This is a genomic window from Exiguobacterium sp. S22-S28 (genome assembly GCF_043359615.1).
Taxonomy (GTDB): Bacteria; Bacillota; Bacilli; order Exiguobacteriales; family Exiguobacteriaceae; genus Exiguobacterium_A.
In genome coordinates, this window is sequence record NZ_JBHFFC010000026.1 from 191,869 (window position 1) to 204,300 (window position 12,432).

Sequence of the window (12,432 nt, forward strand, 5' to 3'; positions counted from 1 at the left end):
TGACCTCAAAAGCAACTTCTGCCGGCGTGCGTGGTATACTTATATAAGAAAGGAGGGGGACAGATGAACCCTCATGAAGAATTAAACAGCTTATATCTGCGTCTGAAGGAAGCCGACCCGTCAATCGAACGTGGTGAATCGCTTTGGACCATCTTTGAAGATACAACCGATGCTACACTCCGTCCCCTTGCTTTATGGACCTTTTCCCAAAATCAGTTTGACTTGGGTCATTTCCGTTCCTTTTTAGTTTCGTTTTCGTTATTGATGGACTGGATCCGTAAAGACGAATTAACGTTGACACCGAAACAGGAACTTGACCTGTACTGGAATTATAAATCGTATTTGATTTACGCGGCAGAGCAGGAAGATATGCCGGTCGCTTTACTCGAAGAAGACTTCGACCGTTTCGTTGATTTTTGTGACGCTCATGGCTTTGTGCGGACCCGTGACTATATCGGATTCATGATTTACAGCAAACTCGGGGATGAAGAGCAAGCCGATCATTACTTGGCGGAATGGGTCGAGGCGAAACCCGACGAACTAAGTGATTGTCCGTCTTGTGAAGGCTTCAGCCGGATGATTTATGCCATTGAACGTGGCTTTGAAGACCGGGCCTTACTGCTGTATGCAGCAATCCGACATGAACGCGGATGCTCGCGGATGCCGGATCAAGCCCATCCTTACATTCTTCCATTGTTCATCAGCCGGAAAAAAGACCGATTCGACTGGACGGAACAACTGATTCAGGAAATCAAGCGTGTCAAACCTCTCTTCACCGGCGGAGACGAGCCTTATCACTTGTATGCAGAAATGTATTACGACGCCGATTACGTCTGGTCGATGGAAGAGAAAAAACAACTGATTCCTCTGTTGACCGACCGAGGATATTTACAGTTTTTACTTGCTCATTATGCTGCTTCCCACCGGGCAGCTCGTCACGCAGAAGTTGCTTATCTCAGCGTACTCCGCTCGAATATCTACGAAGTCGCACAAGAGTTGGACCGACGGATCGATGGACACTTTTATTTAAACTTCGTCGAACGGGAACTAAAGCGCGTCACGGAGTTCATCGTTTAATTTTAATGGGAGAGGACGTGCTCGAATGTTGGATCATGTACAGCTAGCTGCCCCTAAAAACTCAGAAGCACAGGCTCGGGCTTTTTATGCCGGGCTTTTACATATGAAAGAAGTCGAAAAACCGGTCGGTGTTCGGGCAAGCGGTGGTGTGTGGTTTGAATCACACGCTGCCGCTCTTCACATCGGGATCGAAGAACCGTTCCGTCCTGCAACAAAGGCCCATCCCGGTCTGACCTTCGCCCGTCTGGATGAAGTCGCGAGCCGGCTTCAATCTGCCGGATACCCGGTTCAGTTCGACGATCGACTGGCACCGCGCCGCCGATTTTTTACAGACGATCCGTTCGGAAACCGGGTTGAATGCATCGAACAGACTCTGCCGACACTTGTTCCAAACCGTCTCACCCACGGTTCACACGTCCGTCTGCTGGCGCCGGCCTCAAGCCTTGCGTCCGTTTCGGTAAAAATTGTCGACGATGCCATCCGGGTGTTGGAATCACTCGGCTTGCATGTATCCATCAGTCAACATGCCCGCTCGCTGAATCCTTTCGGCTCTAGCGATCCGGCTGATCGGCTGGAAGATTTGCATACGGCATTTGCCGATCCGACGGTGGATGCCATCCTTTGTGTCCGAGGCGGCTTCAGTTCCAATGAGCTGCTCGACGATCTAAACTACGATTTAATCCGTCAGAATCCAAAAATTCTATGTGGTTTTTCGGATATCACAGCGTTAAGTCATGCGATTTTCACAAAGACGGGACTCATCACCTATTCCGGACCGATGTTACGGGCGCTCGCATCGCGGGATGCCTACACGTTGACGTCTTTCCGTACGATGTTATTTGACGGCGAAACGGCAATCAAACCTAGCCAAAACTGGCAGGATGATTTTGAAGGAAAAGAGATGACTCACGCTAATCCGGGTCATGTCATCCTGTCTTCCGGTCTGGCCGAAGGACGTTTACTCGGCGGTAATCTCTGTACGTTGAATTTATTGCAAGGCACTTCCTATTTTCCGGACTTGCGTGACACCATCCTGTTTCTTGAGGATGATTATGAAGTCCACCCGGCGACATTCGCTCGTGACTTCGCCTCCTTGATGGCACAGCCTGGAGCCGATCAAATCCGCGGTATCGTCTTCGGACGTTTTCAACTCGCGACACAGATGACGGATGAACACCTTCGTTATTTAGTGGATTTGTATCCTGCTTTATCTTCCATTCCTGTCATCTCCGGAGCAGATTTCGGGCATACGATGCCGCTGTTCACATTCCCGATTGGCGGTCAGGCAACAATCAAGGACGATATCATTTCGATTAGTCATTAAAAAAAGAAGGAGTCGCGGCGATCCGCACCTCCTTCTTTTTAATAGTCGAGCAATCTCGAAGCATCAATTTGACGCTTCGATCCATCCGCGAACATCTCAAGTGTCGCGAGAATGGTGTGATCCGTCAAGTCATACCGTAACAACGTAAAATCTTCCAGTGTCGAGATCGTTTTAAACGTTTTTCCGACCGTGAATGCCCGCTTACGGCTCGCATCTTGAGACGGAATCGTCACGAACACGACTGTAATGTCTGTTCCGCTCGTATCATAATAAAATTCGACGACACGACCATCCGCCGTCTCCGGTAACAACCCTTTTTGAGGTCGTCCGGAATCATCCAATTGTACATATGGTTGTAACATCGTTCCGCCTCACTTTCTCCGTCATTTATCATAGCATGACCGAAAAAATTATGCTAATCTATAAGTGATGTTGAAAGGGGGATGGGTCACGGATGGCATGGTTCATGAACGGAATTTTGCTCTGGGGCTTCATCATGATCACATTGATGGCGATTGGTGGTTTCTTCATGTTCCGGAAGTTCCTAAAGAAACTTCCGAAAGAAGATGGCAAATCGATGATGGACTGGGAAGATGAATACATCGATCAGACCCGCCATTTATGGACGGATGAGACACTTGATTTATTAAACGCACTGGTCATGCCGGTTCCGACAGCTTTTCGGGATGTGGCACGGCGAAAAATAGCAGGACGGATCGGACAGTATGCGCTGGAAGAACGCGCTTCTGAGATGACATCCGAACTTGTCGTCAAAGGATATATTTCAGCGACACCGAAACGCGATCATAAATTCCTGAAAAAAGCGCTCCGTGAACACGCCATCGATTGGCGCGATTACGAACTTTATTTCCAAAACTAAACGGAAGGGTTCTCTAGTGAGAATCCTTCCGTTTAGTTTTGCGGTAAATGTTCGACTGGAACAATTCCCGACTTGACCTGTTTGTATTTCAGATACATGGCAATCCGCCACGGGACAATCATTCCGAACGCGACAAGATAGAAAATCCCTCCGGTTTCAAAGATATCAATCTGTCCCCCGATGACAAACTTCGCAACCGTCCGGACAATCAAGATACCAAATAAGACGATAAAAAAGGCTTTCGAACGTTGTAAATAAATTTGTCCTTCGGCTTCATAAAAGTTGGACGTCTTGATCAAAAAAATACTGAAGATTGCCCCGATCAGTAACGCTTCCGCCACTTCTGTCCACGTCAAACGAGACGCCGGATACAAAAATTGCAACATGCCGGTCGACATGGCGAAGGGCGGAATCAAAATCTTTTTAGCATTCGTCGGTTTTGCTGACGCTTTGACACGAATAAAGCTGATCAGCAACCCCATGACAAGTGCCACCCCTGTTGATATCCAAATCATCTCATCACTTCCTCATTAAAATCCAGTGAATCCGACAAGATCACTCATCCATGCTGCAAAGGCGCTGAGTCCGTCAAAGTAAAGGACAATCCCAAACAACATCATCAAAGCTCCGCCGAATTTCGTCATTTTTAAGCTGTATTTGACAAAAAGTCTTGAACGGCCGACGAAAAATGCCATCAATAAAAATGGAATCGAAAAACCTAAGACATAAAACATCATATACAACATCCCTTGACTCGGGTTTGTTGCTGCAAGTGCAATGACTCCTGCCAAAATCGGACCGGTACACGGTGTCCATCCGGCAGCAAAACCGATTCCGACGAGGACTGTTCCGATGTAACCGCCCTTGCGTTCTCCTAAATCGAGCTTTTTTTCGCGCATTAAAAATGTCGGTTGCCACAAACCAAGCAGGACGACTCCAAATATGAAGATGACCAATGCACCAATCATCCGTAACGTGTCACGATACGTAATGAACACATCCGCTATAAGCGAAGTAGACAATCCAAGAACCGCGAAGACCATCGCAAAACCAATCAAAAACGCTAATGTATGCAACAACGAACGTTTTTCCCTGACTCCCTTTTCCTTCAAATCCGTTACAGAAACACCGGTGATGTAGGAAAGAAACACCGGATACAACGGAAGTGTACATGGTGAGACAAACGATAATAACCCTGCACCAAACGCTAACCAAAGCGAGAGCTCCATTTCAGCAGCTCCTTTCTAATAAGAAGAAGTTCCTTCTCTATTTTGCCAAACTAATCGACATTTAGCACCTATTATCTTCCGAAAGATAAAAAAGTTTCGTGACTATTGAAATGACAAAAAAATTACATTTCCATAAAACAGATGAAATTTTGTTGTGCTCGGTAAATCCACTTGCTAGAATATGGATATGTCACCAATGTAAGGGAGGATGCTATGACAAGCCCACATCTATTGACTTTAGCAATTGAAGCAAAGCGAAGTGAACTGTATCATCAGGCCGATCGGTCTAGTTTCACCTCCCCGCATGTTTTAAAGCTGAGTCACGAATTGGATTTATTACTTCTTGAGTATTCACGATTCGTCCAAAAGTACACGTATCCGGGTACAAACGAAACGGTTTTGGGATAATTCATATTTTATCGTTTTTTAAGGACGGTCTTTTTGCTCCACATAGATGATGTATAAAAACCGCTGACGTTCATCAAACGTCGGCGGTTTTTTCGTGTTTCTTCTATATATAGCTTTTTTAGAGTTGTTTTTGATTGGAACTTTTAAAAAAACATTAGAAATAGCTTTACTTTTATTTTCAGAGTCGTTTTTTGAGTCTTTAGTTAGAAGAATAATTAGAATATTCCCTCTACCACATGCCAAAAGACCTATTTTACCAGAGTTTTTCCATGTATTATGACCTACTGGTGACAAAATCCGTGTTTTTGCAATCTGTTTGTCATACTCTGCTTGTTTGTAACTTGAATGACTCTGACCTGTAAACGCACAAACCGGAATTGCCGTGTAAAGTAGGAACAGTAAACACAGCACATGTCAGGAGGACATCAATAATGAAAAAAGCAGTTTTCGCTGCAGGTCTTGCAGCAACGGCTCTATCAGTAGGATTCGCCCAAGAGACAGAGGCTGCCTCAGAGACGGTAACAGTAAATACAGCGGTATTAAATGTACGCACAGCACCTACAACGGCATCAGCGGATGTAGGTAACGTATATAAAGGTCAAAAATTAAATGTCGAAGGACGTTCTGGTGCATGGATCAAAACAAACATCAATGGCCAAAAACGTTATGTACACGGCGCATACACTTCTGCCGGTTCTTCATTCGACTTTAAAAAAGCTACAGTCACTACGGCAGTATTAAACGTTCGGACGCAACCAACAACTAACTCTAAAGACGTAGGCAACCTGTACAAAGGTCAATCCGTTAACGTGGAAAGCAAAGTCGGTGCTTGGATCAAAACAACAATTGACGGCAAAACACGTTATGTACACAGCGACTATACGACTCTAGCAGGATCAACAGCTAAAGCACCAGCGGCTAAAGCAGCTCCTGCAGCAAAAGAAGCTCCAAAAGCGGCAGCTAAACCTGCAGCAGCAACAAAACAAACAACAGCAGCAAAATCAGGTACAAAAGTAACGATGAACGTTACCGCGTACACAAACGATCCATCGAACAACGGCAGTCAGCTTTACAACGGCCGTGCCCTTACTGCCAGCGGTTATGATGTGACAAATACGATCACGTACAACGGTATGCGTATCGTTGCTGCATCAGCACAATACCCGATTGGTACACGCATGCACATTGAAGGTATCGGCGAAGCCATCGTACTTGACCGTGGCGGCGCAATCCAAGGGAACAAATTGGATCTTCTCGTTGGTTCACAACAAGAAGCACTCAACTGGGGACGTCAAAACGTCACTGTCACTGTCTACTAATTTAAAACACGAACAACCTGCCGGGCGAGATCGCCTGGCAGGCTTTTTTGTGTCATGAAACAGATGAGACATGTCCCGACTGTAATTCATACATCTTTTTATACAGCCCGTTCTTTTCAATCAACGTCTGATGATTCCCTTGTTCAACAACCTCTCCTTGATGCAGGACCAAAATCAAATCGGCATCTTGGATGGTCGACAGACGGTGGGCAATCGCAATCGTCGTACGTCCCTGCCGCATTCGTTTTAAGGCGACTTGGACTTTTTCTTCGGTTTCCGTATCAATCGAACTCGTTGCTTCATCTAGAATCAAGACTTTCGGGTCACGGGCCATCGTTCGGGCGAATGAGACCAGCTGACGTTCCCCGGCAGAGAACGTCGCTCCCCGCTCGGCGACCGGACTGTCGTACCGATCATCCAACTGATTGATGAAGCCGTCCGCCTGAACGAATCGTGCTGCCTCTTCGACCTTTTGGAATGGGATCGACGGATCAAACAGTCGGATGTTATCAGCGACACTCCCCGTAAAGAGGAACGAATCTTGTAACACCAGACCGACATGACGTCGCAATTCGTCTTCCGGCAACTGTTCCAGCGGTTGTCCATCGATCAAGATCCGACCGGACTGATACGAATAAAACCGCATCAAGATGTTGATGATCGAACTTTTCCCGCTGCCGGTCTGACCGACGAGAGCAACCGTCTGACCTTTTTTCGCTTCGAACGAAATCCCTTTCAGGACTTCTTTTTCCCCGTCGTAACTAAAGCGGACATTGTCAAAGACGATATGGCCTTCGGATACAGACGCTTCCCCTGCCAATGTTTTTGAAGGTTCCGGCTCATCGGTATCAAGGACTTTAAAGACGCGGTCTGCGGAAACGACCGCCTGTTGGAACTCCGACAACCGTTGCATGATTTGTTGGACCGGCTGAAAAATCCGTTCCATATAACTGATGAACGCATAAACGACACCGACTTGGACCGTTTGTGAGAACGACAAGATTCCAAAATAGGTGATCAAGGAAGCAATCGTCAAGGCAAGCATCAATTCAATGATCGGACGCAGTAACCAACTGTCGAGTTTCAAGTTCTTGTAGCGACCGTTCTGGTGGGCGATATTCGTTTCCTCAAATTCCGCCATCAATCGTTTTTCTTGGCGGAACTGTTGAATGATCGCCATTCCGTTGATCGACTCATTCAATTGACCGTTAATCTTCGACAACAGATCCCGAACTTCGGCATAATATTTTGTCGAATAACGGCGGTAAATCCAGATAATGAAATAAAACAGCGGCAACAACACTAAGGCAATCGTCGCAAGACGTGGTTCCAGCAGGTAAAGGAATAGATACGTCCCGATCAACTGAACCCCGCTTTGAACAAAGGTCGACAAGACGCCGATATACAGCTCTTTGATGGCTTCCGTATCATTCGTGATCCGCGAGACGAGCACGCCAGCCGGTGTCCGGTCGAAGTAGCCGAGTCTCAGATGCATGACGTGACGAAATACATCAATCCGAAGACGCTGAATGACCTTCAAGGCAATCTTTTGAAACTCAAAGGCTTGTAAATAGTCGACGACGATCCCGGTCGTATGCAGCAGCAGATAAACGCCGAACAATAAGGCGACTTCCTGAACCGGATAGTTCCCGACCGCGACATAGTCATCGATGAAGATTTTGACGAGATACGGTCCGCCAAGTTTCGCTCCGGTCGTCACGAGTAACAAGAAAAAGGCGACCATCACTTGTTTTTTAAACGGTTTGACGAATCCGAGCAATCGTTTCAGGACCGCTTTTTCATTAATATCATGATTCAAACGCTCCACCTCCCTGTTCGACGAGTGACTCCAGCTGTTGCCGGTCATACGTCTCCTTGTACCAGCCGTCTTGACGGAGCAATTCGTCGTGCGTTCCGCGTTCGATGATCCGTCCGGCGTCAAGGACGATGATTTCATCCGTATGCGAAACGGCAGACAGCCGGTGCGCGACGATGATTTGCGACTGCTGATTATCAGCCGTGCGGAAGTGTTCGATGATTGCTTCTTCCGTCTTGGCGTCCACCGCAGACAACGCATCATCGAGGACAAGAATCGGACAATCCGCCAGCAACGCGCGGGCAATCGAAATCCGTTGTTTCTGACCACCGGATAACGTCACACCCCGCTCCCCGACCATCGTCGCATATCCTTCCGTAAAGCCGAGAATATCTTCATGAACCGCAGCGACCCGTGCGGCTTCCATGATCTGTTCCATCGAAGCATCCGGTTTTGCAAAGGCGATATTATCCGCAATCGAAGCGGAAAACAGGAAATGATCCTGCGGAACGATCGCAACTTGCTTTCGGACGGTCTCCCGCATCAATTGTTTGATGTCTTGACCGCCAATTGACACCGAGCCGTATTTGACATCGTATTCCCGGGACAACAACCGGACGAACGTCGATTTCCCCGCCCCGGTCCGACCGACGATTCCGAGCGTCTGCCCCGGTCGTAACGTCACATCGATATCTTGTAAGACCGGTTGCGTGTCATAGATAAATCGGTCAATCGCGACATGCAGATCGGATGACGTGACCGTCGTCGCCGCTTCCTTCGCATCCTTGATTTCCGGTTCAACCGCCAGCATCCGTTCGATCCGGTCGTATGATGCCCGTCCCCGTTCGACGATGTTGAACAACCACCCGAACGCAAGCATCGGCCATGTCAGTAAACCTAAGTATGTAGTGAATGAAACGATGTCTCCGATCCGGATTTCGCCTTGTTGCAGTAAATAGGCACCGTATCCGACCGCAATGATGTACGATAAACCGACCAATCCGAAAATCGTCGGATCAAACAAGGCATCGATTTTTGCGACCCGACGGTTTTTTTGAACGACATCGTCCGATAACGAGGTAAACGTCCCGACATCAGATTCGACTTCCCCTGTTGCTTTTAAGACCCGGACCCCACTGACACTTTCCGCGACCTTATCATTTAAATCGGAAAACGCTTCTTGCGCATCATGGAACCGCGAATGTAACATCTTCCCGTAGCGTGAGGTCAAATAAACCATCAGCGGCATCGGCAACAGCGAAACGAGCGTCAGTTTCCAGCTGATCGTCGTGACCATCGTAATGATGACGAAACTTCCCATCGTCACCGAATCGACGAGCGTTAAAATACCGGCTCCTGCCGTCATTGAGACAGCTTGCACATCATTTGTCGCGTGTGCCATCAAGTCCCCGCTCCGATACTTTTTATAGAACGATTGATCCAAATCGGAGAAATGACCATACAATTGACTGCGTAACAGTCGTCCGAGGCGAATCGATGCCCCGAAGATAAAGAACCGCCAAAAATAGCGAATCACATACGTGGAGACACCAATTAACAACAAGGTGCCGACGAGTCGCATCAAGTCATCCTTCGTCAAACTGCCTTCACTCAGTCCGTTGACCGTCGTACCGATTACTTTCGGCGGAATCAATTCCAGTCCGGCTACAAAAATCAACGCAATGATGCCTAAGCTGTACGCTTTCCATTCGAGTCGGAAAAACCAACTCAGTTTCTTGAAGACTCCCATACAAGTCCCCCCTTTTTTCAAATCGATTGAGTATTTCTAATAGTCTCACATTTTAGATTAGCCATCTTCCTAAAAAATAGCAAACAAAAGGAGACCAAAGCGGTCTCCTTTTACAAGTCATTATTTTTTTGGTGATTTCATTGAACCACTCATTGAACGCATCACTTGGTTGACTTTCTTTTGTGATGGCTTTTGACCCATTTGCATCATCAATGTCTTAATCATATCTTCGTTGATTGGTGGGTTTTGCTCCAAATAGTTCATCATGTATCGGCGAGCGATATAGAAACCAAGGGCGACACCAGCTACCAAGCAAAGAAGGGCAATTAAAATCCAAATCCATGTAGCCAAGTTGCTTCCTCCTCTAACTTCAAACGTCGCTTTTTACTATACTATAATTTAAAGCCTTTGCATAGATAATGCAAAAAAAAGGTGCGCGCGTTTGCGCACCTTTCTTCATTAACCGAGTTGCTTGACTGTGTTCAAGACATTTTCAACAGACATGCCGTACTCTTTTAAGAGAAGATCTCCAGGAGCAGAAGCACCAAAGCGATCGATTCCGATGACTTGACCTTCTGTTCCTACATATTTGTACCATCCGAGTGAAGCACCGGCTTCAATCGCAAGACGCTTCGTGATGCGTTTTGGCAAGACCGATTCTTTGTATTCTGCTGATTGGGCTTCGAACAATTCCCATGATGGAAGTGAGACGACAGCTGCCGTTTCGCCGAGTTCTTTTTGTGCTTCGACTAACAGATGCACTTCAGAGCCTGTTCCCATTAAAATCGTATCCGCTGTTTCGATGTTACCCGCGATGACGTATCCGCCTTTTTCAGCACCTTCGACTGTTGTGCCTTCGAGTTCAGGCAACCCTTGACGTGTCATGACGAGAAGTGTCGGTTTGTTTTTCGATTGAACCGCTGTTTTCCATGCTGCGATTGTCTCTTTTCCGTCTGCCGGACGATAGACCGTTAAGTTCGGCATCGCGCGGAAACTCATCAAGTGTTCAACCGGCTCGTGTGTCGGACCATCTTCACCGACTGCGATTGAGTCATGTGTCAAGACGAAGATTGACTGGATTCCCATCAACGCTGCTAAACGGACAGCCGGACGCAAGTAATCCGAGAAGACGAAGAATGTTGCACCGTAAGGGATGACACCACCGTGTAACGCCATACCGTTGACCGCTGCTGCCATCGCGAACTCACGGACACCAAACCAGATGTTACGACCGCTTGGATCGATGTCGAAGTCCGCTTCCCCTTTAAGCATCGTGTTGTTTGAACCTGCTAAGTCAGCTGATCCACCGAAGATCGTCGGGACGTTTTTCGCAAGTGCGTTCAAGACTTCTCCACTTGTTTGACGTGTTGCTTTTTTCGATGTCAAATCGTATGTCGGAAGGTCTGCTTCCCAGTTGCTTGGAAGTTCGTTTGCGATGGCGCGGACGAGTTCTTCATGCAATTCCGGATGTGATGTTTTGTATTGCTCCATCTTTTCAGCCCATGCTGCTTCTGTGTCAGCGCCACGTTTGACGATCCGCTCTTCGAACAAGTCTTTAACTTCGTCCGGCACATAGAATTCTTCGTGATCCCAGACGTAGCTTGCTTTCGTCAACTTGATTTCTGCATCTCCGAGTGGTGCACCGTGCGAAGCCGATTTTCCTGATTTGTTTGGTGAACCAAATCCGATGACCGTTTTGACTTCGATCAACGTCGGTTTTGTCGTTTCGGCTTTCGCTGCTTCGATCGCTTTTGAAATCGAATCAAGATCCGTTCCGTCTTCCACGCGAATGACTTGCCAGTTGTATGCTTCAAAACGTTGTTGGACGTTTTCAGAGAATGATTTATCGAGATCACCGTCGAGTGAGATGTCATTTGAATCATACAGAACGACCAGTTTACCAAGACCTAAATGTCCTGCAAGTGATGCCGCTTCTGCTGAAACACCTTCCATTAAGTCGCCGTCTCCGCAAATGCCGTATGTGAAGTGATCGACGACGTTTAACTCGTCACGGTTGTATTTCGCTTCCAAGTGACGTTCTGCCATCGCCATCCCGACAGCCATCGCGATGCCTTGTCCGAGTGGACCAGTCGTCGCATCAACACCTGCCGTGTGACGGTATTCCGGATGACCCGGTGTTTTTGAGTTCCATTGGCGGAATGACTTCAAGTCATCCATCGCAAGATCATAGCCTGATAAATGGAGGAGTGAGTAGAGAAGCATTGAACCGTGTCCTGCTGAAAGTACAAAACGGTCACGGTTGAACCATTCTGGATTTTTAGGGTTGTGGTTCATATGATCCGCCCATAATGTAAATGCCATCGGTGCTGCACCCATCGGCATTCCCGGGTGACCCGAGTTCGCTTTTTGTACTGCATCAATTGATAATGTACGAATCGTATTTACTGCTAATAGTTCTACTGTTGTCATGTTCGTCAAAACAATCATCCTCTCTCTTTTTCACAAATTCTTTATCATTTTAGCACACCCGGAAATGTGATACAACTTTTCTAAATAGTATGTCACATTGAAATGAATGCGCTCTCTATTGCCGTTTTCTTAACACTTTTGTGATACACATTACGAACTTTTTATCAAAAAAAGCTATCCCACTCGTCCATTGAGTGAC

13 protein-coding genes are annotated in these 12,432 nt (G+C 47.1%); 5 read left to right on the plus strand and 8 right to left on the minus strand.

The annotated features are described in order from the left end of the window. The first annotated feature begins 63 nt into the window (after positions 1-63). Positions 64-1,077: a hypothetical protein gene (locus tag ACHA8N_RS07630; protein WP_393965336.1), complete on the plus strand. Its 1,014-nt coding sequence runs from the start codon at positions 64-66 to the stop codon at positions 1,075-1,077. 25 nt (positions 1,078-1,102) lie between these two features. Next, positions 1,103-2,401: a VOC family protein gene (locus ACHA8N_RS07635; RefSeq protein ID WP_393965337.1), complete on the plus strand. Its 1,299-nt coding sequence runs from the start codon at positions 1,103-1,105 to the stop codon at positions 2,399-2,401. A gap of 38 nt (positions 2,402-2,439) precedes the next feature. Here ACHA8N_RS07635 and ACHA8N_RS07640 read toward each other — a convergent pair whose 3' ends face one another. Beyond that, positions 2,440-2,763, minus strand: coding sequence for a hypothetical protein (locus tag ACHA8N_RS07640; protein ID WP_147512446.1), 324 nt, complete (start codon positions 2,761-2,763; stop codon positions 2,440-2,442). Positions 2,764-2,855: 92 nt separating this feature from the next. Between ACHA8N_RS07640 and ACHA8N_RS07645 the strand changes: the two genes are divergently transcribed. Further along, the gene (locus ACHA8N_RS07645) at positions 2,856-3,281 is read left to right on the plus strand and encodes a DUF2621 family protein (RefSeq protein WP_147512447.1); all 426 of its coding nucleotides are present in this window, start codon (positions 2,856-2,858) and stop codon (positions 3,279-3,281) included. 32 nt (positions 3,282-3,313) lie between these two features. Here ACHA8N_RS07645 and ACHA8N_RS07650 read toward each other — a convergent pair whose 3' ends face one another. Together ACHA8N_RS07650 and ACHA8N_RS07655 are read right to left on the minus strand one after the other, a co-directional pair. Further along, complete coding sequence (locus ACHA8N_RS07650) at positions 3,314-3,796, minus strand: CcdC family protein (protein WP_147512448.1); 483 nt, start codon at positions 3,794-3,796, stop codon at positions 3,314-3,316. A gap of 15 nt (positions 3,797-3,811) precedes the next feature. Beyond that, positions 3,812-4,510 (minus strand): cytochrome c biogenesis CcdA family protein, encoded by a 699-nt coding sequence (locus ACHA8N_RS07655; RefSeq protein WP_147512449.1) that lies wholly within the window; start codon positions 4,508-4,510, stop codon positions 3,812-3,814. Between the two features lie 213 nt (positions 4,511-4,723). On the opposite strand from ACHA8N_RS07655, the gene ACHA8N_RS07660 reads away from it, so the two are divergent. Next, positions 4,724-4,918: a Spo0E family sporulation regulatory protein-aspartic acid phosphatase gene (locus tag ACHA8N_RS07660; protein ID WP_393965338.1), complete on the plus strand. Its 195-nt coding sequence runs from the start codon at positions 4,724-4,726 to the stop codon at positions 4,916-4,918. 18 nt (positions 4,919-4,936) lie between these two features. On the opposite strand, the gene ACHA8N_RS07665 is transcribed toward ACHA8N_RS07660, so the two are convergent. Then, complete coding sequence (locus ACHA8N_RS07665) at positions 4,937-5,212, minus strand: hypothetical protein (RefSeq protein WP_393965339.1); 276 nt, start codon at positions 5,210-5,212, stop codon at positions 4,937-4,939. A gap of 137 nt (positions 5,213-5,349) precedes the next feature. Between ACHA8N_RS07665 and ACHA8N_RS07670 the strand changes: the two genes are divergently transcribed. Then, complete coding sequence (locus tag ACHA8N_RS07670) at positions 5,350-6,237, plus strand: SH3 domain-containing protein (protein WP_147512451.1); 888 nt, start codon at positions 5,350-5,352, stop codon at positions 6,235-6,237. A gap of 52 nt (positions 6,238-6,289) precedes the next feature. Here the strand turns inward: ACHA8N_RS07670 and ACHA8N_RS07675 are convergent, their stop codons facing one another. The 4 genes from ACHA8N_RS07675 to tkt form a co-directional block, all read right to left on the minus strand. Further along, positions 6,290-8,056 carry an ABC transporter ATP-binding protein gene (locus tag ACHA8N_RS07675; protein ID WP_393965340.1) on the minus strand — a complete coding sequence of 589 codons (1,767 nt, stop codon included), beginning with the start codon at positions 8,054-8,056 and terminating at the stop codon, positions 6,290-6,292. Continuing rightward, positions 8,046-9,803, minus strand: coding sequence for an ABC transporter transmembrane domain-containing protein (locus ACHA8N_RS07680; protein WP_393965341.1), 1,758 nt, complete (start codon positions 9,801-9,803; stop codon positions 8,046-8,048). Before ACHA8N_RS07680 ends, ACHA8N_RS07675 begins: the two co-directional genes overlap by 11 nt. Positions 9,804-9,923: 120 nt before the next feature. Beyond that, a complete protein-coding gene (locus ACHA8N_RS07685; protein ID WP_012370001.1) occupies positions 9,924-10,154 on the minus strand; it encodes a YneF family protein in 231 nt (76 codons plus the stop codon). A gap of 108 nt (positions 10,155-10,262) precedes the next feature. Next, positions 10,263-12,233 (minus strand): transketolase, encoded by a 1,971-nt coding sequence (gene tkt / locus ACHA8N_RS07690; RefSeq protein ID WP_393965342.1) that lies wholly within the window; start codon positions 12,231-12,233, stop codon positions 10,263-10,265. Positions 12,234-12,432: the final 199 nt, after the last annotated feature.